Genomic DNA, 24,289 nt, shown 5'->3' on the forward strand with positions numbered 1-24,289 from the left:
GGCGTCAGAGGTGTATAAGGGACAGGGCTCGATCCGGGCGGGGCGCGGGTGGGATCCGGGCCGCTCAGCCCCGGTTTCGGGGGTGGTTCTTGGCCATCCGCTCGTTGCCGAACTTGTAGGCGCCCGTCCACCGGGCCATCACCAGCTGCGCGTCGCCGGCCTCGACCTCGGCCAGGAACTTGTCGGCGCGGCTGCCCCGCAGGGTGGTCGCGGACCGGCCCCGGTGGGTGATGGCGACCGTGTGGTCGCCCAGCTGTTCGTACGAGAATCCGTGTGGTTTCGGCATGCGCGCAGCCTGCCGCCCCCGGGGCGGGGGCGGCAACGCATTAACGGGGGCGTCGAGAGGCCCGGGGTGCGGTCTCATGTCGCCCCGGCCCTGCGGGAGCCGCAGGAGAGCGGAGTAGGCCCGGGTCCTGAACGCGTGACGGCCTGAAACGGGCGGGCGGGCGGCCGTCTGTCCGGCAGCCGCCCGCCCGTCCGGGTGAACGCGTGACCGTCCGCCCGGTCGGGCGGACGGACGGTGGTCCTCAGGCTCCGGTGACCCGGCGCGGGAGGCCCAGCGGGTTGGCCTCGCGCAGCTCCGGCGGGAGCAGGGCGTCCGGCACCGACTGGTAGGCCACCGGACGCAGCCAGCGCTCGATCGCGGTGCCGCCGACCGAGGTGGAGTGGGAGGTCGCCGCCGGGTAGGGGCCGCCGTGGTGCTGGGCCGGGGCCACGGCCACACCGGTCGGCCAGCCGTTCACCACGACCCGCCCGGCCAGCGCCGTCACCTGGGAGACCAGCTCCGCCGCGGGCCCCTCGCCGCCGTCGGCCTCGGCGGCCGACAGCTGCAGGGTCGCGGTGAGGTTCCCGGGGAGCAGGCCGAGCACGGCGGCGGCCTCGTCCTGGCCGGCGTACCGCGCGAGCACGGTGACGGGGCCGAAGCACTCCTCCAGGAGCAGCTCGTAGGGGCCGCCCTCCAGCAGGGTCCGCGCCGGGACGCTGAGGTAGCCCGCGCCGACGGTGTGCTCGCCGCCGGAGCCGGGTGTGACGGGTGCCTCGACCCCGGGCAGCGCGGCGCGTTCGCGGACGCCGGCGACGAAGTTCTCCCGCATCCGGTGGTCGAGCAGCACGCCCGGCTCGGTCTCCCCGAGCGCCTTGGTCAGCGCCCCGGCGAGCCGGTCGCCGGCCGCGCCCTCGGGTACGAGGACCAGGCCCGGCTTGACGCAGAACTGGCCGACGCCGAGCGTGACCGAGCCCGCGAGGCCGCCGCCGATCTCCTCGGCGCGCTCGACGGCTGCCGCCGGCGTGACCACGACCGGGTTCAGGGAACCCAGCTCCCCGTGGAAGGGGATCGGGACGGGCCGGGTGGAGGCGGCGTCGAACAGGGCCCGCCCGCCGCGGATGGAACCGGTGAACCCGGCCGCGGTGACCAGCGGGTGGCGGATCAGCTCGAGTCCCGAGTCGAACCCGTGCACCACGGAGACGACGTCCGCCGGCAGTCCGGTGGCCACGGCCGCGCGGCGCAGCAGCGAAGCGCACAGTTCGGAGGTGGCCGGGTGGTCGAGGTGTGCCTTGACCACGACGGGGCAGCCGGCGGCCAGCGCGCTGGCGGTGTCGCCGCCGGGCACGGAGAAGGCGAGGGGGAAGTTGGAGGCGGCGTAGACCGCGACCACGCCCAGCGGCACCTTGTAGCGGCGCAGTTCGGGGCGGGGCGGGGCGGCCAGGGGGTCTGCGCGGTCGATGCGGATGTCGAGGTAGGAGCCCTCGTCGACGGCGTCGGCGAAGGCGCGCAGCTGGCCGGTGGTGCGGGCGAGCTCGCCGGTGAGCCGGCCGGGGCCCAGCGCGGTCTCGGCGTCGGCGGCCTCGACGACGTGGGCGGCGGCCCCGTCGAGCAGGTCGGCGGCGGCGCGCAGGAAGGCGGCGCGGGTGACCGCGTCCGCGAGCGCGCCGCGGGCGGCGTGGGCCGCGCGCACGGCTCCGTCCACCTCCTGGGGTGTGGCCTCCACCGCAACCTGCTCGCGCTGCTTCCCGGTGCGGGGGTCCACACTCCAGACTGGTGTTGCTGCCATGGCGAACTGCCTCCTGGATCTGTGCTGCCGTCTGTGCTGCCCCGCGCGGATGCGTTCAGTATGGTGAACGCCGTTCCGGTGGATGAATGATCACATCCATCGCGGACTCTATTTCCGGATCTTCCGGGTTGACAAGAGACAAAGGGGCACGAAGGCGAATGACGACAGCTGAGTCGGGGGGCTCGGGTGCGCCGGCGGCCGTCAAGTCGGCCGTGCGCACGGTCCTGTTGCTGGAGCACTTCGCGGCGCGGCCGGGGCTGCACAGCCTCGCCGACATCCAAAGCGACCTCTCCCTGCCCAAGTCCAGCCTCTACATGCTGCTGCGCACGCTGGTGAACCTGGGCTGGGTGGAGACGGACGCGACGGGGACGCGGTACGGCATCGGGGTGCGGGCGCTGCTCGTCGGCAGCTCGTACATCGACGGCGACGAGGTCGTCGCGGCGGCGCGGCCGACGCTGGACCGGCTCTCCGACGGCACGACGGAGACGATCCACCTGGCCCGCATGGACGGGACGAGCGTGGTCTACCTGGCCACCCGGCAGTCCCAGCACTACCTGCGGCCCTTCACCCGCGTCGGGCGGCGGCTGCCCGTGCACTCGACGGCTCTCGGCAAGGCGCTGCTGGCCACGCACACGGACGAGGAGGTGCGGCGGCTGCTCCCGCGGCGGCTGGAGGCCGTCACCGAGCACACCATCACCGACCGGGACCGCCTCATGGACGAGCTGGCGCTGGTGCGGGAGCAGGGGTACGCGGTGGACCGAGAGGAGAACACGCTCGGACTGCGGTGCTTCGGCGTGGCGGTGCCGTACCGGACGCCGGCCCGGGACGCGGTGAGCTGCTCGGTGCCGGTGGCGCGGCTGACGCCGGGACACGAACGGGCCATCAAGGCGGCGCTGTTCGAGGCACGGGACCGGCTGTCGGTGGTGACGCGGCGGATGTGACGGGGTGGATGTGACGCGGCCGATGTGACGGGGCGCATGTGACGCGGCGGAGGCTCCGGTTCCTCCCCCGGGCGGGGGAGGGGTCTCCCCTTCAAGGCCCTCCTGCCCTTCGCTGTGGCCGGCAGCGCCGTAGACGAGCCAGCACCCCGCCCCCCCTCCCCCGCCCCGCCGACGACCCGCCCGTCCCCCCCGGCGCCATCACCGCCACCACCGAATCCACAGCCGACTACCGGCTCGACAACACCCTCGGAAGCACCTCCGCCGCCGCTGCAGGCGGCCTGCCCTCCGAAATCCTCACGACCCACTACAACGACTTCGGCCTGCCCACAGGGCTGACAGGGCTGACCGGCTACGTGCAGAACGTGGCGTACTCCCCGCTGGGCGACGTCGACCAAGTCACCCTGGCCCGCTCCGGCGCGGCCGGTGTCCGCAAGACGTTCATCGGCAACACCTACGAGGAGGGCACCCGCCGCCTGCTGCGCTCGACGGTCAACGACCAGACGCACAACGGCATGCTGCAGGAGCTGACCTACAACTACGACCAGGCCGGCAACGTCCTGTCGATCTTCGACTCGGCCCCGCTCAGCGGATTCACCAAGGCCGACAACCAGTGCTTCACCTACGACGCCCAGCGCCGCATGACCGAAGCCTGGACCCCGAAGACCGCCGACTGCTCGACCGCCGGGCGCACCGCCGCCAACCTCGACGGCGCCGCCCCCTACTGGAACAGCTACACGTACACCGCGTCGGGCCAGCGAGCCACCGAGAAAACCAACACCGGAACCCCGCAGACCCGCACCTACTGTTACGACCCGGCCCGCCCGCACGCCCTCGCGGCCACTACCACCGGCGCCACCTGCACCGGCCTCACCGCCCAGTACACCTACGACAAGACCGGCAACACCACCAAGCGCGCCGAGACCCCCGGCAGTCCCACCTCGCAGACCCTCGCCTGGAGTCCGGAGGGCAAGTTGGCCAAGACCACCGAAGGCACCACGGCCACCGACTACGTCTACGACGCCGACGGCCAGCTCCTCATCCGGCGCGACCCGGCCGGCGAAACCGTCCTCTACGCCGGTGCGAACGAAGTCCACCTCAAGGGCACCAAGAAGTGGGCCACCCGCTCCTACGGCATCGTCGGCGCCAAAATCGCCGTCCTAACCAACGAATCCGGCACCGCCAAGCTGTCCTTCGTCGCCGGCGACGGACACGGCACCTCCTCGCTCGCCGTGTCCGCGGACGACACCCAGACGGTGTCCAAGCGGTACACCACCCCCTTCGGCGCCCCACGCGGACCCGCCACCACAACCTGGCCCGACGACAAACGCTTCCTCGACAAACCCCAGGACACCAGCACCGGCCTCACCCACATCGGCGCACGTGAATACGACCCCGCCCTCGGTCAGTTCATCAGCATCGACCCGCTCCTGAGCACAGACCTCCACCAGTCACTCAACGGCTACAGCTACGCCAACAACAACCCGGCAACATACTCCGACCCCACCGGCCTGCGTGAAATGTGCGGCGCCTCAGGAAACTCCTGCTACGAAAACGACTACAACAACGACGGCACCAACAACAAGGATGGGGACCGCAGCACCGGTAACGGAACCAACGAGTGCGGGAACGACCCCGACTGTCGCCGCGGAGGTAGCGGCTCAAGCCGCTCAACCACCCCGACTAAAACGAAGACCAAATCCCCCGTTTGCAACTACTCCACAGGCATCAACTGCGGCGGGCAAGGTGGACCGCCGGGACGCGGGAGTGGCAAGGGCGCCGCGGGTACCCCTGTAGGGCCGCACTATGTAGCCGGCACCTGGGTCAATGAATCAGTCCCCTCACAGGGCTGCCAGACCACAACTACCTGCACCATCGTCTACGGCGCCGCAGTTGTCGCCGGCGGCGTAGCAGTGGCACCAGTCGTTTTCGCAATAGGACCAGAAATCTTGGCCGCCTGCCTGTTCAACCCAGCAGGATGCGCGGAGACCTTCACCGAACTGGCAACCGGAGGTGCAGCAGGCGGCAGTCTTCCGAGGCCAGGCGGAACCCTCAGGTCAGTCAATCCGACTGGATCAAATACAAATTGCGCAAAATGTTCGATTGCGACCGACCTTCGCCTACAGGGCAAGAACGCAACTGCCGGTCCCGGCCCCCTGACCGACGCCAGTGACCTGGAAGCCCACTTTGGTTCCCTATTTCGTTCGACTAAAGGACGAGATGACATTTCGCGCGAATTGCTCGAACGCGGGAATGGGGCACGCGGCATAGTCTACGGCTTCACAGTCGATAGCAAGGGGGGCGTTGACTGGGGCCACTTCTTCAACGCGGTGAACGATGGAGGTAACATTAAGTTCCTGGACGGGCAGGCTGGCGGGTACGCAGACCTGTCATGGCAGCACATGGGCTACATGGACTTCATGTATACGGGAGGCGGCAAGAATTGACGATTGAGGAGCACCAAGCGAGGGAAATTGCGGAGCAGTTTGGGAGATCCAACATCGAAAAATGGGACGAGTGGGGCTGCGAGATCGAGATCTCTGAAAAGTTCGCATCTCCAGGAAATATCGTCTTCTCCTATCCAGCGAGAGGAGTATCCCCGAACGGGAAGCCATACCGAATTGGTGGAAATGTTCCAATCCTGGTCGATCTGGAAACCGGCTACTGCAGGTTCGAGCAGCCGCCTTGGAAGGCGTAGCTACTTCTTCGTGAGATCTGATTAATCCTCGAGGGCTTGCGAGTAGGTTCGGGTTCTTTCCTGCGGACTCAATTCCCATTTACAACAAGGGCTCAGGGTAAGCGTCATTAAGCCCCTTCCAACCTGATGGTGCTGACCGCAAGTTGGACAGGCCACAACCCCACGCTGTAGCTGGTGCGCCCATCGCGACGCCCGGCAGGGACTTGTCCCTGCCGGGCGTCGCGATGCCCGCCCGAGTTGGCAAACTCGGGTCCCCTACGTTCCTCATGCGCCGCCGTCCCCGACGATGTCCACCGTTCCGGCCAGTGCTGTGTTCGTTGGCAGTCACGATATCCACCGGGCATTCGGAACAGTTCCCTGCTGGGCCTCCGCCGTGCCACTGAGCCTTTTCCAACCTCATGTTGAGGCGTGGTGGAGGACGAGGACGGCCTTCACGATGTCGGTGATCCGGTTGGTGCTGCAGCGGAGCTTCCGTAGGAGGCGCCAACCCTTCAGCACGGCCATGATCGCAGCCATCGGGCGCTCCGTCGCTGGAGGGGCAGGTAGACCGCCATGACCAGGCCGGCGATCACGATCATGTCGAGGCCGAGGGCCAGGGCCACGTTCTCCTGGCCGGTCAGCACGTTCCCGGACAGGGCGTCCGCGATCTTGAGCGTGACCAGGGGGACGGAGCCGCCCACGAGCGCGGCGGCGGTGGCGTGCGCGGCGAAGGCGGTGCCGAAGAGCAGCACGAATCCGCCGAGCAGGGAGGGCGCGAGGACGGGCAGGCCGACGTGGCGCCAGAACTGCCATCCGCTCGCCCCGTTGTTCTGGGCGGCCTCGCGCCACTGGGGGCGCAGGCCGTCGAGCGCGGGGACGATGACCAGCACCATGAGCGGGGTCAGGAAGTAGAGGTAGACCACGGTGAGGCCGGTGAAGGAGTAGAGGTTCCAGCCGAGACCGGTCAGGTCGGCGAGCTGGGTGACGACTCCGGAGATGCCGACGGTGGCGATGAACGCGAAGGCGAGCGGGACCCCGCCGAAGTTGGCGAGGACTCCCGAGGCGGTCAGTGCCGCGCCGCGCAGGGTCCGCGAGCGGGAGGTGACGACGGCCTGCGCGATGAGGACGCCGAGCACGCCGGCCACGAGCGCGGTGAGCGAGGAGAGCTGCACGCTGCCGACGAGCGAGCCGAGGTAGGGGCCCTGGAGGGAGCGCGCGAGGTGCTCTCCCGTCAGTTCGGTGGCGCCGCCGACCGGGTCGGTGCGGGTGACGGCGCCGAAGGCGATGGCGCCCAGCGGGATGCCGAAGCAGAGCCCGGTGAAGGCGAGGAGGGGGAGGGCGGCGAGCCAGGTGCGCGGGCCGCGCCGCCGGCGGCGGCTGGTGGTGCCGCCGGCGGTCCCCTTCGTGTGGGGGGTGGAGGTGGAGGCGGACATCAGCTGAGGGCCTTGTCCCACTTCTCGGAGAGGGTCGCCTTGGCCTTGTCCAGCTCGGTGGAAGCCGGGAAGGCAGGGGCGCCCTGGACCTGCGGGAGCTTGGTGACGGCGTCCTTGTCGACGGTGCCGTCCTGGGTCATGGCGGGCAGCAGCACGGGGCGGGCGTAGCCCTTCAGCCACAGGTTCTGGCCCTCGGCGCTGTACAGGAACTCCATCCACAGGCGGGAGGCCGCCGGGTGCGGGGCATCCTTGTTGATGGCCTGCGAGTAGTACTGGGCGTAGACGCCGTCGGTGGGGATGGCGACCTTCCAGTCGACGCCCTTGCCCTTGAACTGATCGGCGTAGCCGGCGTTCAGGTAGTCCCAGTCGATCGAGATGGGCGTCTCGCCCTTCTCGACGGTGGCCGGGGTGGACTCGACGGGGATGAAGTTGCCGCTCTTCTTCAGCTGTCCGAAGAAGTCGATGCCGGGCTGGATGTCGCCGAAGGAGCCCTTGTTGGCGAGGGCGGCCGCGTAGACGCCGCCGAAGGCGGAGCCGGACTTGGTCGGGTTGCCGTTGAGGGCGACCTTGCCCTTGTACTCGGGCTTGGCCAGGTCGGCGAAGGACTTCGGGCAGTTCGGGATGCGGGCGGCGTCGCAGCCGATGGAGACGTAGCCGCCGTAGTCGTTGTACCAGCGGGCGTCCGCGTCCTTCTGGGAGGCGGGGATCTTGTCCCAGGCGGTGACCTTGTACGGGGCGAAGAGGTTCTCGGCGGCGCCGCTGCGGGCGAAGGCGATGCCGAGGTCCAGGACGTCGGGGGCGCGGGTCTGGCCCTTGCGGGACTTGACGGCCGCGATCTCGTCGGCGCTGGAGGCGTCCGGGTTCTCGGCGTTGATCTTGACCTTGGGGTACTTGGCCTGGAACGCCTTCTGGATCTCGCCGTAGTTCGCCCAGTCCGCGGGCAGCGCGATGACGTTGAGCTCGCCCTCCTTCTCAGCGGCCGCGACGAGGCCCTCCAGGCCGCCGAAGTCGGCGACCGAGGTGGCGGCGCCGGGCTGGGTCTTGTTCTTGCCGTCGGCGGCGGCGCCGGCCTTCGGGTCGGGTGCGGCGCCGCAGGCGCTGAGCGTGGTGAGCACGGCGGCGCTGAGCAGAACGGCCGCACCGCGACGGGCGGAGGAACTGAGCACGGTCTCTCCCGGAGACTGGATCCATGGCAGGGGGTTCACTTGTCTGAACAAGTTGGCTCCAGTTCGCCCTGGGGCCCTGTACGGACGGTGAACGGCGGCTGTCGCGCGGTCCACGTCTCGACGAAGACCGTGAATGGCCGGATCCGACCGTGACGGACCACCCGCATGATGATCTTCGGAGCCCGGTGCGGCGCCTAGGCTGGCGGGCACCACGACGACGGACGGCACGGGGACGGGGACGGCATGGGAACGGTGCGGTATCTGGAGATCGCCGAGGCGCTGCGCCGGGCGATCCTCTCCGGCGAGTACCCCGTGGGCGCCCAACTGCCCTCGGAGAGCGACCTGGCCGCCCGCTGGTCGGCCTCGCGCGGGACCGTCCGCCAGGCCGTGGCCACGCTCGCCGCCGAGGGGCTCATCGGCTCCCGGCAGGGGGCCCGCAGGATCGTCCTGCGCCACGAGCGCAAGCACAGCTTCGGGGAGCTCAACAGCTTCGCCCAGTGGGCCGAAGGGGTCGGCCACCGGGCGCAGAGCCGGTTCCTGTCGCGCGCCCGCCGCCCCGCCACGGCCGAGGAGGCGGAGCGCCTCGCACTGGCACCCGGTACGGAGGTCCTGGCCGTGCTGCGGCTGCGGCTGCTCGACGGGGAGCCGACGATGGTCGAGCGGACGGCCTACGCCGACTGGGTCGCGGCGGCGGTCGAGGCGATGCCCGAGGACTGCCGCTCGGTGATGGACGGCCTGGCGGACGGCTCCGGAATCGTCGCCCACTACGGCGAGCACCTCATCGACGCGCTGCCCGCCGGCAGCGAGGACGCCCGGCTGCTGGAAATCCGGCGCGGCAGCCCGCTTTTGCGCCAGCGGCACGTCTCCGCGACCCGCACGGGTCGCCCGATCGAGTGGTCCGACGACCGCTACCGGGCGGGCAGTGTCACCTTCAGTGTGAACAACTCGGCAGTAGCAACTCCGCTGGAGCGACGGGCCGGCGAGGGCTGAAGCCCGGCGAAGGGCGGGCGGAGCGGGAGGAGGCGGAGCGGGAGGAGGCGGAGCGGGAGGAGGCGGAGCGCGCCGTGGCGGCGCGCCCCGCCCCCGGAGGGGCGTCGCGTGAGGGACGGCCCGACGGCCTACGGGCGCAGGCCCGCGAGCAGGGCGGCGGTGACGGCGAAGTCGACCGGTCCGGTGTTCCAGTCGGCGTTCATCGGGCTGACCGCGATCTTCCCGGCGCTCACGGCTTCCACGTCGCTGCCCCGGGCCGGGGTCCGCAGGTCCACCTTCACGCCGACCTTCCAGGTGCCGTCGCCGGCATCGGTGAAGTCGGCCTTCAGCAGCGCCTGCGCGTCCTGGAAGGTGGTCGCCACCCCGGCCGGGGTGCCCTTGCCGTCGGCGCCGATGACGGGGTGGTTGACGTTGAGGCCGACACCCATGGGCAGCAGGGGGCCGGAGCGGGCCCGCGAGCGCAGCCGGTCGATCAGCTTGACGGCGAAGTCGAGCGTCGGCCCCATCGCGTTGACGGTGGTCACGGGATCGGGAGCCGCGACACCGCCGGTGCTCAGCGCGATGGCGGGGATCCCGGCGTCCAGTGCGGCGACGGCGCCGCCGACCGTGCCGGAGTGGGAGGCGAGGGCGGCGACGTTCGGGCCGAAGTTGGTGCCCGACACGACGAGATCGGGCGCGTTCCCCTCGAACACCTCGGAGAGTCCGAAGCCCACCGAGTCGCCGGGGGATCCGTCGACGGCCCACACCTTCGGCTCGGGGTGGCGCACGGCGATGGACGGGGCGTTCGAGGTCTTCGTGCCCGCGCCGCTCTGGTTGGTGAGCGGGGCGACGATGGTGACGTCGTGCCCGGCGGCGGTGAGCCGCTCGAAGGCCAGGCGGATGCCGGGCGCGTTGTAGCCGTCGTCGTTGGTGAGCAGGATCCGCAGCTGGCGCGCGGGTACGGGGGCGGGCACCGGGCCGGCCTGCGGCACGGCCGCGGCGGCGGGCACCGTACCGGCGAGGGCGGGGGCGCACAGCAGCAGGGCGGCCAACGGCAGAACTCGCTTGCGTTGCACGGAACGCTCCTTGGGAGAGGGGATGGAGTCGGAAAGGAGTGAGGGCCGGGAAGGGGTGGGGACCGGCGGGCGCGCGACCCTCGGCGCGAGCCCGCCGGAGCGCGGACCGGGCCGCCGCCCAGGGGCAGGAAAGACGGCCCGGAGACTTTGGGGCGCCAGCGGATCAGCGCACGCTGCGGATCGGGAGGATCGCCAGCGCGCCGATCAGCGAGAGGGCGCCGCCGACCAGGAACAGCGGGGTGTATCCGCCCAGGGTCGTGACGACCGCGGAGGCCACGAACGGGGCGATGATCTGCGGCCCGGCGTTCGCGATGTTCAGGACGCCCATGTCGCGGGCGGCGTCCTCGGCCCGGGGCAGCACCAGGGTGACGAGCGCGGTGTCGACGGCCATGAAGCATCCGAAGGCGAGGCCGTTGAGCGCGCTGAAGACGATCATGCCCGTCCACGTCGGGCTGATGACGGGGACCACCATGACCAGCCCGGCGAGGGCCGCGGAGACGCCGACGAACACCTTGCGGCGGTTCCAGCGGTCGGACAGCAGTCCGCCGACCACCGTGGAGACGGCCATCGCGACCATCGAGACGGGGGTGAGCACGGCCATCGCGGCGGGCGGGGTCAGCCCGTCGGGGAGGCTGATGTGGTCGCCCAGGATGTAGAGCTGGTAGCCGACGACCGAGAAGTAGCCGAGGACCATCAGGGCCCGCCCGATGAAGGCCCACCGGAAGTCGTGGTTGGCGAGCGCCGAGAGGAAGGCCTTGAGCTGGGCCCCCTTGGGGGCGGCGGGCGCGTCCGCGGCGACCTCGGGGCGCGGTACGTCCCGGCAGAAGGTGGTGAGCAGCAGCGCGGCCCCGGCGATGACCCCGCCGAAGATGAGGTAGCCGGTGCGCAGGTGGTCCGCGGTCTGGGAGGCGATCAGCACGCCGACCGTGCCGCCGATGGGCAGGCCCAGTCCGACCAGTGCGGACGCGGTGCCGCGCCGGGCGGCGGGGACGCGGTCGGGCACGATCGCGGTGACGGCGGCCTGGTAGACGTTCATGGTCGCCTGGACCAGGCACCAGCCGATCCCGACGAGCAGCGCGGTGCTGACGCTGCCGACGAGGGCGAGGCCGGCGAGCGAGGCGAGGGCGCCCCCCAGCACCCAGGGGTTGCGCCGGCCGCTGCGGTCGGAGAGGGCGCCGGCGATCGGGTTGAAGGCGGTCGCGAAGATCGCGCTGATGCCGCCGATCAGGCCCAGGACGGCGACCTTGTCATCGCCGGCGATGGCCTCGATCTGGGTGGGCAGCAGGACGGAGCCGACACCCATGTAGACGGCCATCATCGCGGAGTTCGCGACCAGCAGGAGGAGCAGGAGCCCGCGTCCGCGGGAAGGTTCGGGATCCGCCGGAACGGGCGGGTCGATGATCTCGTTCGTGGCCATGACGACTCCTCGGGGGACGGAGCGGGGAGGTGGCGTGGGGGGACCGCCGGAATGCGGTGCGCGGGGAGGACGGAGACGCCGGGGGTGCTGTCGCGCACGGGGGCGTCGCCGGGGAGGGCCGTGCCGAGCGCGGTGCGGCTGACGCGGTGCGGGTGCTGGGCGCGGTGCGTGCGGTGCCTGCGGTCGGAAGCGGGTGCGGTGCGGGTGCGGGTGCAGTGCGGGTGCGGTGCGGTGGTGGCGCAATGCGGATGCGCTGCGATGCGGTGCGGGTGCAGTGCCGGTGCGGTGCGGTGGTGTTGCGGTGCGGAGGCAATGCGGGTGCGGTGCGGTGCGGTTTACGCGAGGTTGTTACACGTGTCACTTGCGGTGCTTGGACACTGTGTAGCACTCGATCCCGGCTCTAGCCAAGGGTTGACGCGGGTCTCCGTACAGATCGTGACCCACGGACGAAGGCCAGGTGGATCACGTGTAACCAACTGGATGGGGCCACGGGCCGGGTCCGAGCCGTCCGAAAAGGCTCTTGCACTTGTGGCGGTGGTCACGCTTCCGCAATACTCCGTGCCGCACCGCGACGGCCCCGCCGCCGCGCTCCGGAAGAGCCCGGTCACACCGACCCCGAGCACCGGCCCACCGACACCACCACCACCCACACCACCCGACCCACCGCACACCCGATGGACCGCCCGTACCGCCTCCTCCACCGCCACGTCCGGACCGGCCCCGAAGTCCAGCGGACCCCGCCAGTCGGCGACGACGCGACCGGCGAGGTCCACCCGTACCGCCGTGAGCTCGTCGCGGTCCAGATGCACCCCGACCGCGTACCGCGCCTCCCGCACCAGTTTCAGCAGCGTGCGCGGCTTGCCGCCCGTGGACGCCTCGCGCCCGGCGTCGGCCACCAGCCCGTCGCCCCGGAGCCGTGCCGTGATCTTGCTGACGGCCTGCGGGGTGAGCCCCGTACGGTCCGCGAGGTCCGCGCGGCCCAGGCCCCCGGGGCCGGCGGCGCGCAGCAGGTCCAGCACCCGCGCGTCGTTGTGCCCGCGCAGCAGCGGCAGGTTCACGCCGCCGCCCTTGTCCCCGCCACCGCTACCGCTACCCCTGTCCACCTGCCCATTGTCCACCCTCCTTGCACTTAGGCAACACTGTTGCCAAAGTGGTCGCCATGAACGACACCGCCCCCGCCACCCCCCTCCGCGTCGGACTCATCGGCTACGGACTCGCCGGTTCCGTCTTCCACGCCCCGCTCGTGTCCGCGACCGAAGGCCTCGTCCTCGACACCGTCGTCACCTCGGACCCGGGCCGCGCCGCCCAGGTGCGCGAGGCCCACCCGGACGTCCGGATCACCGGCAGCGCCGCCGAGCTGTGGGACCGGGGCCGGTCCCCCGCCCTCGACCTGGTCGTCATCGCCTCCCCCAACAAGACGCACGTCCCGCTCGCCACCGCCGCCCTCACCGCCGGCGTCCCGGTGGTCGTGGACAAGCCGCTCGCCGCCACCGCCGCCGAGGCGCGCGAACTGGCCTGGCTCTCCGACCGGACCGGGACCTTCCTGTCCGTCTTCCAGAACCGCCGCTGGGACAACGACTTCCTCACGCTGCGCCGCCTCCTCGCCGACGGCGAGCTGGGCGACGTCCAGCGCTTCGAGTCCCGCTTCGAGCGCTGGCGCCCGCAGCTCAAGGGCGGCTGGCGGGAATCGGGCGCGCCGGAGGAGATCGGCGGGCTGCTGTACGACCTCGGCAGCCACGTCGTCGACCAGGCGCTGGTGCTGTTCGGCCCGGCCGTACGGGTCTACGCCGAGGCCGACGTGCGCCGCCCGGGCGCGGAGGCCGACGACGACACCTTCATCGCCGTCACGCACGCGAGCGGGGTCCGCTCGCACCTGTACGTCAGCGCCACCACGGCCCAGCTGGGGCCGCGGTTCCGGGTGCTCGGCTCCCGCGCGGGCTACGTCAAGTACGGGCTCGACCCCCAGGAGGGCGCACTGCGCGACGGGCTGCGACCGGGCGACCCCGACCGCACGTGGGGCGAGGAGCCCGAGCACCTGTGGGGCCGGCTGGGCTCCGGGGAGTCCCCGCTGACCGGCGGCGGCCTGCCGGTGCCGACGGTGCCGGGCGACTACCCGGCGTACTACGCGGCCGTGGCCGCCGCGCTGCGCGGCGGCGGGCCGGCCCCGGTCACGGCGCTGGAGGCGGCGCAGTGCCTGGACGTGCTGGAGGCGGCGCGCAAGTCGTCGAGGGACGGAGTGACGGTGGAGCTCTGACCCCGCCGGGGCCCGCAGTCTGCCGGCCGGGATCCGACGGGAAAGGGGCGGCGCCGTCGACGACGGCACCGCCCCTTCCGCAACGCGCCCTACGCGCCCTAAGCGCCCTAAGCGCTCTTGAACTCCTGGCGCTGACGGCCGAGGCCGTCGATCTCCAGCTCCACCACGTCGCCGGCCCGCAGGAACGGCTTCGGCTCCGGCTGGCCCGCGGCCACGCCGGCCGGGGTGCCGGTGATCAGGACGTCGCCCGGGTACAGGGTCATGAACTGGCTCACGTACCGCACGACCTCGCCGACCGGGAAGATCTGGTCCGAGGTGTGGCCGTCCTGCTTGAGCTCGCCGTTGACCCACAGCTTGACGTCGAGGACCTGCGGGTCCGGGACCTCGTCGGCGGTGACCAGCCAGGGGCCGAGCGGCGTGAAGGTCTCGCAGTTCTTGCCCTTGTCCCAGGTGCCGCCGCGCTCGTTCTGGAAGGCTCGCTCGGTCACGTCGTTGACCAGCACGTACCCGCCGACGTGCGCGAGGCCCTCCTCGGCGGAGGCCAGGTAGCGGGCGGTGCTGCCGATGACGACGCCGAGCTCGGCCTCCCAGTCGGTCTTGACGCTGCCGCGCGGCACCAGCACGGTGTCGTCGGGGCCGACCACGGTGTCGGAGGCCTTGAGGAAGAGGATCGGCTCGGCCGGCGCCTCGGCGCCGACCTCGGCCGCGTGCCCGTGGTAGTTCAGGCCGATGCCCACGACCTTGCCTATGCGGCCGACGGCGGACCCGATCCGCAGACCCTCGGCGTCCAGCACCGGGAGCTCACCGGACTCGGCCGCGTCCCGTACCCGGGACAGCACGGAGTCGTCGGCGAGCAGCGCGCCGTCCACATCCGTGATCAGGCCGGACAGGTCCCGCAGGGTCCCGTCCTGATCGAGCAGCGCGGGGCGCTCCGACCCGACGGGTCCTACACGCAGCAGCTTCATGGGCATTCTCCCGTGGTCGTGGGTGGTCGGCCCATGGGCGTGCCCCGGGCCGGCCGATGGGTTGCGGCCATCGGAGGATTGGTCGATCCTCCAAGAAGTCGGCCCAATCCGCAAGACCCAGTTCACAGACTGGAACGCCCCGCTCCGGCGATCTCCTGCTCGGCCCGCTCCGCGTCCCGCTGTGCGGCCCGCTCCACCTCCCGCTCGGCGGCCCGGTCCTTGCGGTGCTGGAGCCAGATCCGCTCGGCCACCGACCAGGCGGTGGTGGTGACCAGGTACAGCCCGGCGGCCAGCGGCACCAGGGCGGCGGTGACCAGCGTCCCGAAGGACAGCAGGGGCAGTACGCCGCCCAGCTTGCGCATGACCTCGCGCTGCTCGGCGCTCACCCCGGCCATCGCCGCGGCGACCTCGTCCCCGGCCCGCCCGGCCCCGCCGGCCTGGGCCGCGTGCTCGCCGAGCGGCCCGAGCAGGTGGCGGCCGCGCACGCCGCGTACGCGCGGGCGGGCGCGCAGGTGCTGATCACCGCGAGCTACCAGGTGGGCTACGCCGCCTTCGCCCGCCACGGCCATGGGCCGGAGCGCACCCCGGCCCTGCGGCGCCGCAGCGGGGGCCTGGCCGTCCGGGCGGCGAGGGAGGGGGACCGGGGGGGGGGGGCAACAAACAAAGGCGAAGACGGGGGGGGGGGGGGGTCCGGGGGGGCGGGGGACGCGCGGCCGGTCGCGAGGGCCCCATCCTTTTGCGCGGAAGACCACGAGGTCAAGGGCGAATGCGCGATTCGATCGAAACAGTCGGCCGGGACCTGCCCACCGCCCCCCTACGGGCGAATCGTCAGCCGGGGAAGCAGTTCCAGGTGCTGACGCGCGCGCCCCTCGGCGGCCGCCGCACCGCCCTCCACCAGGTCCAGCAGCAGTCCGGCCGCCCGCGCCCCGACCTCGCGCTTGGCCGGGGCCACCGCCGACAGCGGGACGTCGGCCAGCCCGGCCACCTCGTCGTCGTAGGTGATCACCGCAAGGTCCTCCGGCACCCGCACGCCCCGGGCCTGGAGCCGGGGGATCAGCATGATCGCGTCCGTGTCGCTGTGGATCAGGGCGGCGCTCACCCCGCCCTCCGCCACCGCCGCGCACAGGTAGTCCAGCGTGCGCGCGAACGCCTCCGCCTCCGAAAGCGCCTCCGGACCGGGCCACGGCGGCGCCGGCTCCAGCCCGAGCACGGCCACGGCCGCCTCGAACCCGGCGCGCAGCCGCGCCGACGTCGGCGTCCGGCGGCTGGCCAGCGCGATCCGCCGGTGCCCCATCCCGGCCAGGTGCTGCACCGCCCGCGCCGCGCCGTGCGCGTGGTCGGACGCCACCCGGTCCAGCGAGGCGGCCGGATGTCCCGGCGGCGCCCACCGTTCCACGAGGACCGTCGGCACGGGGAGCTCCGCCGTCCACGCCCCCTCGCCGGGACCCGGCGACCCGGCGTCCCAGTTCGGGGTCAGCAGCAGTCCGTGCGCACCCGTGGACAGCAGCCGGTCCGCCTGGGTCCGGTCCTCGCCCGGCAGGTACCGGGTCAGCCCGACGGTGAGGCGCGCCCCCCGCGCTTCGACCGCCTCGCGCGCTCCCCGTACGACGTCGCCGTAGTAGTACTCGGTGGTCGGCACCACCATCCCGATCACCAGCCCGCTGCCGTCGCGGCCGCACCCGCCACCACCCGCGTGGTCCGGACCGGCCGGGCCCGCCTGCGGCCGGCTGACCACCCCGTGCATCCGCTGGATCTCGCCCCGCGCCGCCATCGCCTCGATGTCCCGCCGCAGGGTCACCGGGGAGACGCCGAGCTCCCGGGCCAGGTCCGCCACGCGCACACTGCCCCGGGCCTGGACGAGTGCGCGTACCCGGGCCCGGCGCTGGTCTACATGCGGTCTCAAGGTTCCCCCTGCGGTCTGCGGTCTGCGGTCTGAGTAGTGCGGTCTGCGCGGTGCGTGTGAGTGAGGTGCGTGTGCGTGAGGTGCTCGGATCCATCATAGTGAGCCGAAACGATCGATTCGATCGATTCCGATCAACCGGTCATTGACGGCACAGACCGCGCGTTCATATATTCGGCCACGTCCCGCACCTCACCGCAGCATCTCGACCTCTCCCGGGAGTCAGCGCATGCTCACGCACGACCAGGACGGCTTCCGGCGCGCAGACCGCCCCCACCGGATCGTTTCGGGGGCCCTGCACTACTTCCGGGTCCATCCCGACCTGTGGGAGGACCGCCTCACCCGGCTGCGGGCCATGGGCGCAAACACCGTGGACACCTACGTCCCCTGGAACTTCCACGAGACCGCCCCGGGCAAGGCCGATTTCACCGGCTGGCGCGACCTCGGCCGGTTCCTGCGCATCGCCCAGGACCTCGACCTCGACGTCATCGTCCGCCCCGGCCCCTACATCTGCGCCGAATGGGACTTCGGCGGCCTGCCCGCCCGCCTCCTCGCCGTCGACGGCCTGCGGCTGCGCTGCTCCGATCCCCGCTTCGAGGCGGAGGTGGACGGCTGGTTCGACCTGGTCGTCCCCGAACTGCTGCCCCACCTCGCGAGCCGCGGCGGCCCCGTCGTCGCCGTCCAGATCGAGAACGAGTACGGCTCGTACGGAAATGACACCGCCTACCGCGCCCACGTGGAGCGCGGCCTCCTCGAACGCGGCGTCGACTGCCTGCTGTTCACCGCGGACGGCCCCGAGGACGCCATGCTGCAGGGCGGTACGGTCCCGGGCCGTCTCGCCACCGCCACCTTCGGGGCCAAGCCCGACGAACGCCTCGCCGTCCTGCGCCGCTACCAGCGGACCGGCCCGCTCACCGCGATGGAGTTCTGGATCGGCTGGTTCGACCACTGGGGCGAGGAGCACCACATCCGCGTCGCCGAGGAGGCGGCGCAGTCGCTCGACGAACTCCTCGCCTCCGGCGCCTCCGTCAACTTGTACATGGCCCACGGCGGCACCAACTTCGGCTTCTGGGCCGGGGCCAACCACTCCGGCTCCCGCCCCGGCGACCCCGGCTACCAGCCCACCGTCACCAGCTACGACTACGACGCCCCCATCGGCGAGGCCGGCGAACTGACCCCGAAGTTCCACGCGTTCCGCGAGGTCATCGGCAAGTACGTGCCCCTGCCCGACGGGCCGCTGCCCGAGCCGCTTCGCCGGTTACGGTCACCCGGCACGTCGGGGAAGGCTTGGGCGGCTTCCCTGGTGGAAGGGGGCTGGGGGGGGGTCGGAGGTACGTCGGGGCTCATCGGCACCGCCGAGACGGGCATCGGGGACGAGCGCTTCAAGTCCGAGCGCACCACCCCCGCGGCCACCGACCTGCAGGCGCTCTTCGCGGTCATGCGCGAACGCGGCGTCGAGGACGTCGCCATGGAGGTCTCCAGCCACGCCCTGGTGCTCGGCCGGGTCGACGGATGCGTCTTCGACGTCGCCGTCTTCAACAACCTGAGCCCGGAGCACATGGAGTTCCACTCGGACATCCGCGCCGGAGGTGGTGGCGGTGGCGGTGGCGCCTGGGCACGTGCGGCCGGCGGCCGCCGCGAGGGCCGCCTCGACGGTGGTCAGCGCACCCAGCTCGCCCCGTACCGAACGGCCCAGGGCGGTCACCTCATCGGCCCCGCGCGCCCGCTCCCGGCAGTGGAAGGCCAGCTCGCAGGCGGCCAGGCACTCGGGGGCGTAGGCCGCGGACACGGCCGAGACGGCCTCGGTCAGTTCCTCGGCGGAGCGCGCCGGATCGAAGCTGAGCCCCTCGGGCAGGGCTGCGGCCAGCTCCTCGACCCGGGTGAGGCGCTCGAGCTGGCGCCGGGTCACGGAGCGCTCGCGGCGGACGTCGACGGCGGCGGCGGTCGGCAGGTTCGAGAAGTCCTTCGGGCAGACGAGCAGCACGGTGTGCCCGACCTCGGCGCCGGCCAGCTTCGCGGCGGTCGTCTCCAGGGCCAGCACGTAGACGGCGGCCTGGCGGGCGGCGGCGCCCACCTTGGCGGCGTCGGCGGCCCCGTCGATCATCGGGAAGGACTTGATCTCCACGACGGTCCAGCGGCCGTCGGGGTGCACGACGACGGCGTCCGGCTCCAGGTAGGCGGGGGAGCCGGCCACCTCCAGGGCGAGCATCGGATGGTCGAGCAGGGTCCAGGCCCCGGCGGCGGTGGCGTCCCGCAGCGCGAGCGCGGTGCGGGCGGCGCGGCCCTGGGGCCCGGCGGCGGTGAGGTCGGGCACGAGGGCGTCCGGCCCGGGCGGCTGGGGAGGCTCGGGCGCGGCGCCCCGGCCCGCGCCGATGTGCTCGTACACCAGGCGCAGGAGCTCGGCCCCGCCGTCGCGCTTGACCTTGGCCTCGAAGGAGTTGCCGCGCACGATGGCGAACTGCGACTGCCCGAACGCGGCGGGCGAGCCGAGGGCCGCCGCGAGGGCGGTCTTGTCCACACCGGCGCCGTCGAGCAGGGCGCGTCTGCCACAGCCCGGGTTGGCGGCGGGCGCCGCCAGCGCGCGGGCGTCGAGCGGGCGGGGCGGGACAGCGGGGCCGCGCAGGTCAGCGAGCCGCTGCCGCAGTGTCCTCGGGGGCCGGGTCGTCGGCTGCGAGGTCTGTGGCGGCGAGGCGCTGGACGGGTAGGAGCTCACCCGCGGAAGTGTCCCATCCGCCACTGACAATCGTGGACTTACGGCGGAAACCGGAGTCCAGGTCGGTGTCCGCGGCGGATCCGCCGGGCAGGGACCGGGCCGCGAGGAAGCCGATGCCCATGACCGCGGCCCCGGCGACGGCGTCGAGGAAGTAGTGGTTGGCCGTGCCCATGACCACGACGGTGGTCACGGCGGGGTACGCGGCGCCCAGCGCCCGCACCAGCGGCCCGCGCCCGAGCCGCCACAGCAGGATCCCGCACCACAGGGCCCACCCCACGTGCAGACTGGGCATGGCGGCGAACTGGTTGGTGAAGGAGCCCAGACCGCGCGGGGCGCTCGCCTCGCCGCCCCACCAGCCGTAGCCGCTGTACCGGGCCATCGTGTCGACGAACCCGTACGAGCCTTCGAGCAGCCGGGGCGGGCAGGTGGGCACCAGGGCGAAGCCGATCAGCCCGAGCAGGGTGGAGATCATCAGCCAGGACCGGGCGAATCGATACTGCTGGGGGCGCCGCCGGTAGAGCCACACCAGCACGGCCGGGGTGACGAGGTAGTGCAGGGAGGCGTAGACGAAGTCGGCGGGTATGCCGAGCGCCGCGTGGTGGGTGAAGATCCGGTTGAGCGGCCGCTCGAAGTCCATCCCCAGCAGTTCTTCCAGCCGCAGGATCGCGAGCCCGTGGTCGACGGCGAGCCGTACGTCGCCCCGAGCGAGGAGCCTGCCGCCGGAGTACGCGCCGTAGACGAGTCCCAGGAGCAGCAGTTCTGCCCACCATCGAGGGGGCTGCCGCCTATTAGTCATACGGCGTATGACGTGTGGGGAGGGACGGAGGTTGCGCGCCGTTCACGTGATGGATGATGGTCAGATGACGGAATCCCCGCAAAGCCGTGCGAATGGTTCCGCCGGTGCCGTCCCCTGTTCCGTCCTCCGCTCCGCCCCTCGTTCCGTCCTCCGCTCCGCCCCTCGTTCCGTCCTCCGCTCCGCCCCTCGTTCCGTCCCCTGTTCCGTCCCTCGTTCCGTTGCTCCGCCCTCTCGACCGGGAGAACTCATATGGCCCCCCGCATCCTCTTGGCCCGTCACGGCCAGACGGCGTGGTCCCAGCTCGGCAAGCACACCGGCCGCACCGACGTGCCGCTGCTGGAGGAGGGCAGGCGCGGCGCGAAGCTGCTCGGCGAGCGCCTCGCCCGCGATCCGTGGGCGAGCCTGCGCGGCCTCGAGGTGCGCACCAGCCCGCTGGTGCGCGCGAGCGAGAGCTGCGAACTGGCCGGCTTCGGCATCCAGGCGGAGCCGTGGGACGCGCTGATGGAGTGGGACTACGGCGACTACGAGGGCATGACCCCGGCCGAGATCCAGGCGGTCCGGCCCGGCTGGCTGATCTGGCGCGACGGGGTCCCGGGCGGCGAGTCCGTCGCGGACGTCTCGGCCCGCGCGGACGAGGTCGTCACCTGGGCCCGTTCGGCCGAGCGCGACGTCCTCGTCTTCGCCCACGGCCACGTCCTGCGCACCCTGGCCGCCCGCTGGCTCGGCTTCGAGGCCTCCTTCGGGGCCCGCATCCGCCTCGATCCGACCTCCCTGTCGGTCCTGGGCTGGGCGTACGGCGCCCCCGCGCTGGAGCGCTGGAACGACACGGGCCACCTGGACGGGTAGCCGTCGCGGTCGGGCAGCCCGCTCCGCGGCGCGAACTGCCGTACCTCATACCGGGGTTGGCCGGACCGGGCCGCGCTCAGGCCGAGGCGTGGCGCGTCAGGAACGCGCCCACGCGCGGCGAGCGCTGGTGCGGGACCAGGGTGCGGGCCGTCGCCGCCAGCATGGACCGGATGCGGGTCGACTGGACCTCGGCCAGCCTGTCTCTTATACATACCTCCGTGTCCACGAGAGCGGCAGCAATATCTTATGTCGTCTTGAAGCGCCCCGCCGCGCGGCCCGATGAAGCTCGACGAGGAAGGCGAGCCGGTCTACGGGCCGCGCGACACCCCGGATCTCGCCAAAATGGCGGCGCTCGGGCTGCCGTTCTGGCTCGCCGGCGGCCAGGGCAGCCCCGAGGCGGTGGCGGGGGCCCTGGCCGAGGGGGCGGGCGGGGCCCCCGCGGGGCTGGGCGGCGGCGTCGCGGTACTGGTCACCGGCACATCGTAGGGAACGAGGCTGTGCCAAACCCAGGGGGACGGGAGCGTTGGGGCGTGCCGGGTGGGACGGCTGAGAGGATGGGGCGGTGACCACTGACCAGCCCCGCTCCGCCGAAGCCCCCTCCCCGGCCGCCTCCGACGCACATGCGGCAGGCGTCCTCGTCCTCGCCGGGACGCCCATCGGCGACCTCTCGGACGCCCCGCCGCGCCTCGCGTCCGAGCTGGAACGGGCCGACGTGATCGCCGCCGAGGACACCCGGCGGCTGCGCCGGCTGACCCAGGGGCTCGGCGTCCACACCACCGGGCGCGTCCTGTCGTACTTCGAGGGCAACGAGTCCGCGCGCACCCCCGAGCTGGTCGAGGCCCTGGCGGCCGGCAAGCGCGTCCTGCTGGTGACCGACGCCGGCATGCCCTCGGTCTCCGACCCCGGATACCGGCTGGTCGCCGCCGCCGTGGAGAAGGACATCAAGGTCACGGCCGTGCCCGGGCCCTCCGCCGTGCTGACCGCGCTCGCCCTCTCCGGGCTGCCCGTCGACCGCTTCTGCTTCGAGGGCTTCCTGCCGCGCAAGGCCGGCGAGCGCCTCGGCAAGCTCCGCGAGGTCGAGGGCGAGCGCCGCACCCTCGTCTACTTCGAGGCCCCGCACCGGCTCGACGACACCCTGGCCGCGATGGCCGAGGTCTTCGGCGCGGACCGCCGTGCCGCCGTCTGCCGCGAGCTGACCAAGACCTACGAGGAGATCAAGCGCGGCGGGCTCGGCGAGCTGGCCGCCTGGGCCGCCGAGGGCGTGCGCGGCGAGATCACCGTGGTCGTCGAGGGAGCCCCGGCGGCGACCCCCGGAGACGTGGACGCCGAGGAGCTCGTCAACCGGGTACGGGTGCGCGAGGAGGCGGGGGAGCGGCGCAAGGAGGCCATCGCCGCGGTCGCGCTGGAGGTCGGGGTACCCAAGCGCGAGGTCTTCGACGCGGTCGTCGCGGCAAAGAATGCGGCACAAAAGGTGCCGCGAGTCGGTAAAGAGCTAACCTGAAAGGCAAAGCTCAGACCGCGCACCGGGCGCTTTGGGCATGACTCGCCCAAAGTCCGTCCAACACTAGACAGGGCCTGATGCGCTCCCGCCCGAAGAGGCGTCCACTGGCAATGGCACCAGTGGAACAAGAGGAGCTGGCATGAGTGAGATCGCTGAACCCCGTCCGGTCGCAGCACCGGCCGCAGGACCCGTCGTCGCCGCCCCCGCCACCCCGGCCCCCGCCGGGCCGACCGTGCCGACCGTGCACGAGGCGTACTCCTTCGCCTGCATGAAGTGCGGATACGGCTGGGAGCAGGGGTACGAGATAGAGCACCACGCCGACGGCCAGGGCCACCCCTTCATCATCTACACGGCGGACGGCGAGCGGGTCCCCTCACCCCTGTCCAACCCGACCTGCATGAACTGCGGCGGCCACGTGGTGCGGATCATGCGCGAGGGCCAGGTCAAGTCGGTCGTGGGCATGCTCGACCAGCTCTACCACCACCGCGCGGCCCCCGGGATCGCCGGACCGGTGCCGGCCGGATACACCGCGCGGGCGCCCAAGCCCCGCAAGGCCGCCCCCCTGCACGACGCCCCCGGACCGGTCGCCGTGGAACCCCCCGGACTGCTCGCCCGGCTGATGGCGCTCTTCCGCCGGTCATAAGATCGGCCGTATGAGCCGTAGTACGTCGAACGACGCGCCGCCCCCGCTGCCCGAACCGCTCCGGGTGGCGGTCGCCGACTCCCACACCCACCTGGACATGCAGTCCGGCACCGTGGAGGAAGGCCTGGCGAAGGCGGCCTCCGTCGGCGTCAGCACCGTCGTCCAGGTCGGCTGCGACGTCAAGGGATCCCGCTGGGCGGCCGAGACCGCCGCCGCGTACGAGAACGTCCACGCGGCCGTGGCCCTGCACCCCAACGAAGCCCCCCGCATCGTGCACGGGGACCCAGGGGGCACCTCCCAGCCCCCTGGGGCTGGGGGAGGTTGGTCGCGGCAGGGCGCCCGGACGGGCGGCGGCGAGGCCGCCCTCGACGACGCGCTCGCCGAGATCGAGGCCCTGGCGGCGCTCGCCCACGTGAAGGCGGTGGGCGAGACCGGGCTCGACTTCTTCCGCACCGGGCCGGAGGGGATGGCCGCGCAGGAGCGCTCCTTCCGCGCCCACATCGAGATCGCCAAGCGGCAGGGCAAGGCCCTGGTCATCCACGACCGCGAGGCGCACGCGGACGTCCTGCGCGTGCTGCGCGAGGAGGGCGCGCCCGAGCGGACCGTCTTCCACTGCTACTCCGGCGACGCGGAGATGGCCCGCGAATGCGCTGCCGCCGGGTACTACATGTCCTTCGCCGGAACCGTGACCTTCAAGAACGCCCAGCCGCTGCGCGACGCGCTGGCGGTGGCCCCGCTGGAGCTGGTCCTCGTGGAGACCGACGCCCCGTACCTGACCCCGGCCCCCTACCGCGGGCGGCCCAACGCGCCCTACCTCATCCCGCTGACCGTCCGGGCGATGGCCGCCGTCCGCGGCCTCGACGAGGACGCGATGGCGACGGCGCTGGCCGCCAACACGGCCCGCGCCTTCGACTACTGAGCGGCCGCTCCGCCCTGCCCGCCCT

21 protein-coding genes and 5 pseudogenes are annotated in these 24,289 nt (G+C 72.3%); 12 read left to right on the forward strand and 14 right to left on the reverse strand.

All coding sequences use genetic code 11. The features are described 5' to 3' along the window. Positions 1–64: 64 nt before the first annotated feature. Positions 65–286 carry a hypothetical protein gene (locus tag DRB89_RS40910; RefSeq protein ID WP_112452852.1) on the reverse strand — a complete coding sequence of 74 codons (222 nt, stop codon included), beginning with the start codon at positions 284–286 and terminating at the stop codon, positions 65–67. 241 nt (positions 287–527) lie between these two features. Continuing rightward, the gene (locus tag DRB89_RS40915) at positions 528–2,051 is read right to left on the reverse strand and encodes an aldehyde dehydrogenase (NADP(+)) (RefSeq protein WP_112463739.1); all 1,524 of its coding nucleotides are present in this window, start codon (positions 2,049–2,051) and stop codon (positions 528–530) included. A gap of 158 nt (positions 2,052–2,209) precedes the next feature. Between DRB89_RS40915 and DRB89_RS40920 the strand changes: the two genes are divergently transcribed. The 3 genes from DRB89_RS40920 (at position 2,210) to DRB89_RS43485 (ending at position 5,687) form a co-directional block, all read left to right on the forward strand. Beyond that, positions 2,210–2,992: an IclR family transcriptional regulator gene (locus DRB89_RS40920; RefSeq protein ID WP_112452850.1), complete on the forward strand. Its 783-nt coding sequence runs from the start codon at positions 2,210–2,212 to the stop codon at positions 2,990–2,992. Positions 2,993–3,345: 353 nt separating this feature from the next. Beyond that, positions 3,346–5,436 (forward strand): RHS repeat-associated core domain-containing protein, encoded by a 2,091-nt coding sequence (locus tag DRB89_RS40925; RefSeq protein ID WP_239516645.1) that lies wholly within the window; start codon positions 3,346–3,348, stop codon positions 5,434–5,436. Then, the gene (locus tag DRB89_RS43485) at positions 5,433–5,687 is read left to right on the forward strand and encodes a hypothetical protein (protein ID WP_162688943.1); all 255 of its coding nucleotides are present in this window, start codon (positions 5,433–5,435) and stop codon (positions 5,685–5,687) included. Before DRB89_RS40925 ends, DRB89_RS43485 begins: the two co-directional genes overlap by 4 nt. Before the next feature lie 396 nt (positions 5,688–6,083). Here the strand turns inward: DRB89_RS43485 and DRB89_RS40930 are convergent. The 3 genes and pseudogenes from DRB89_RS40930 to DRB89_RS40940 all read right to left on the reverse strand — a co-directional run. After that, positions 6,084–6,191 (reverse strand): annotated as a pseudogene (locus tag DRB89_RS40930) (IS5/IS1182 family transposase); the annotation flags it as partial. Further along, positions 6,179–7,099 carry an ABC transporter permease subunit gene (locus tag DRB89_RS40935; RefSeq protein WP_112463741.1) on the reverse strand — a complete coding sequence of 307 codons (921 nt, stop codon included), beginning with the start codon at positions 7,097–7,099 and terminating at the stop codon, positions 6,179–6,181. The pseudogene DRB89_RS40930 and the gene DRB89_RS40935, both read right to left, overlap by 13 nt. Next, positions 7,099–8,229: an extracellular solute-binding protein gene (locus tag DRB89_RS40940; RefSeq protein ID WP_204358120.1), complete on the reverse strand. Its 1,131-nt coding sequence runs from the start codon at positions 8,227–8,229 to the stop codon at positions 7,099–7,101. Before DRB89_RS40940 ends, DRB89_RS40935 begins: the two co-directional genes overlap by 1 nt. Before the next feature lie 279 nt (positions 8,230–8,508). Between DRB89_RS40940 and DRB89_RS40945 the strand changes: the two genes are divergently transcribed. Beyond that, complete coding sequence (locus tag DRB89_RS40945; RefSeq protein ID WP_112452931.1) at positions 8,509–9,255, forward strand: GntR family transcriptional regulator; 747 nt, start codon at positions 8,509–8,511, stop codon at positions 9,253–9,255. Between the two features lie 128 nt (positions 9,256–9,383). Here the strand turns inward: DRB89_RS40945 and DRB89_RS40950 are convergent, their stop codons facing one another. From DRB89_RS40950 to DRB89_RS45610, 3 genes and pseudogenes are all read right to left on the reverse strand, one after another. Next, the gene (locus DRB89_RS40950) at positions 9,384–10,310 is read right to left on the reverse strand and encodes a 5'/3'-nucleotidase SurE (protein WP_112452906.1); all 927 of its coding nucleotides are present in this window, start codon (positions 10,308–10,310) and stop codon (positions 9,384–9,386) included. 163 nt (positions 10,311–10,473) lie between these two features. Continuing rightward, entirely contained in the window at positions 10,474–11,727 is a 1,254-nt protein-coding gene (locus DRB89_RS40955; RefSeq protein WP_112452907.1) for an MFS transporter, read from the reverse strand. Positions 11,728–12,431: 704 nt separating this feature from the next. Continuing rightward, a pseudogene (locus DRB89_RS45610) lies at positions 12,432–12,830 on the reverse strand (MarR family transcriptional regulator); the annotation flags it as partial. Positions 12,831–12,886: 56 nt separating this feature from the next. On the opposite strand from DRB89_RS45610, the gene DRB89_RS40965 reads away from it, so the two are divergent. Next, positions 12,887–13,981, forward strand: a complete 1,095-nt coding sequence (locus DRB89_RS40965) for a Gfo/Idh/MocA family oxidoreductase (RefSeq protein ID WP_112454411.1) — start codon at positions 12,887–12,889, stop codon at positions 13,979–13,981. A 107-nt stretch (positions 13,982–14,088) separates the two neighbouring features. On the opposite strand, the gene DRB89_RS40970 is transcribed toward DRB89_RS40965, so the two are convergent. Both DRB89_RS40970 and DRB89_RS46190 read right to left on the reverse strand, forming a co-directional pair. Then, positions 14,089–14,946, reverse strand: coding sequence for a fumarylacetoacetate hydrolase family protein (locus DRB89_RS40970; protein WP_112452922.1), 858 nt, complete (start codon positions 14,944–14,946; stop codon positions 14,089–14,091). A gap of 122 nt (positions 14,947–15,068) precedes the next feature. After that, a complete protein-coding gene (locus tag DRB89_RS46190) occupies positions 15,069–15,197 on the reverse strand; it encodes a hypothetical protein (protein ID WP_275435589.1) in 129 nt (42 codons plus the stop codon). Between the two features lie 192 nt (positions 15,198–15,389). Between DRB89_RS46190 and DRB89_RS45615 the strand changes: the two are divergent. Further along, positions 15,390–15,524, forward strand: a pseudogene (locus DRB89_RS45615) (homocysteine S-methyltransferase family protein); the annotation flags it as partial. Positions 15,525–15,760: 236 nt separating this feature from the next. Here the strand turns inward: DRB89_RS45615 and DRB89_RS40980 are convergent. Next, entirely contained in the window at positions 15,761–16,849 is a 1,089-nt protein-coding gene (locus DRB89_RS40980; RefSeq protein ID WP_112449407.1) for a substrate-binding domain-containing protein, read from the reverse strand. 226 nt (positions 16,850–17,075) lie between these two features. Between DRB89_RS40980 and DRB89_RS45620 the strand changes: the two are divergent. Continuing rightward, positions 17,076–18,365, forward strand: a pseudogene (locus DRB89_RS45620) (beta-galactosidase); the annotation flags it as partial. A gap of 102 nt (positions 18,366–18,467) precedes the next feature. Here the strand turns inward: DRB89_RS45620 and DRB89_RS45630 are convergent. Together DRB89_RS45630 and DRB89_RS40995 are read right to left on the reverse strand one after the other, a co-directional pair. Then, positions 18,468–19,559, reverse strand: a pseudogene (locus tag DRB89_RS45630) (hypothetical protein); the annotation flags it as partial. Further along, positions 19,471–20,355, reverse strand: a complete 885-nt coding sequence (locus tag DRB89_RS40995; RefSeq protein ID WP_112451585.1) for a phosphatase PAP2 family protein — start codon at positions 20,353–20,355, stop codon at positions 19,471–19,473. The pseudogene DRB89_RS45630 and the gene DRB89_RS40995, both read right to left, overlap by 89 nt. 249 nt (positions 20,356–20,604) lie before the next feature. Here DRB89_RS40995 and DRB89_RS41000 point away from each other — a divergent pair, with 249 nt between their 5' ends. Further along, positions 20,605–21,201 carry a histidine phosphatase family protein gene (locus tag DRB89_RS41000; RefSeq protein ID WP_112451584.1) on the forward strand — a complete coding sequence of 199 codons (597 nt, stop codon included), beginning with the start codon at positions 20,605–20,607 and terminating at the stop codon, positions 21,199–21,201. Positions 21,202–21,277: 76 nt separating this feature from the next. Here the strand turns inward: DRB89_RS41000 and DRB89_RS43495 are convergent, their stop codons facing one another. Next, positions 21,278–21,427, reverse strand: coding sequence for a hypothetical protein (locus DRB89_RS43495; protein WP_162688415.1), 150 nt, complete (start codon positions 21,425–21,427; stop codon positions 21,278–21,280). Between the two features lie 53 nt (positions 21,428–21,480). On the opposite strand from DRB89_RS43495, the gene DRB89_RS41005 reads away from it, so the two are divergent. The 4 genes from DRB89_RS41005 (at position 21,481) to DRB89_RS41020 (ending at position 24,264) form a co-directional block, all read left to right on the forward strand. After that, positions 21,481–21,687, forward strand: coding sequence for a hypothetical protein (locus DRB89_RS41005; RefSeq protein ID WP_112463743.1), 207 nt, complete (start codon positions 21,481–21,483; stop codon positions 21,685–21,687). Between the two features lie 76 nt (positions 21,688–21,763). Next, the gene (rsmI, locus tag DRB89_RS41010; protein ID WP_112452940.1) at positions 21,764–22,702 is read left to right on the forward strand and encodes a 16S rRNA (cytidine(1402)-2'-O)-methyltransferase; all 939 of its coding nucleotides are present in this window, start codon (positions 21,764–21,766) and stop codon (positions 22,700–22,702) included. A gap of 268 nt (positions 22,703–22,970) precedes the next feature. Next, complete coding sequence (locus tag DRB89_RS41015) at positions 22,971–23,345, forward strand: hypothetical protein (RefSeq protein ID WP_112454421.1); 375 nt, start codon at positions 22,971–22,973, stop codon at positions 23,343–23,345. 10 nt (positions 23,346–23,355) lie between these two features. Then, positions 23,356–24,264 carry a TatD family hydrolase gene (locus tag DRB89_RS41020; RefSeq protein WP_112452939.1) on the forward strand — a complete coding sequence of 303 codons (909 nt, stop codon included), beginning with the start codon at positions 23,356–23,358 and terminating at the stop codon, positions 24,262–24,264. Positions 24,265–24,289: the final 25 nt, after the last annotated feature.

This window comes from Streptomyces sp. ICC4, assembly GCF_003287915.1.
Taxonomy (GTDB): Bacteria; Actinomycetota; Actinomycetes; order Streptomycetales; family Streptomycetaceae; genus Streptomyces; species Streptomyces tritrimontium.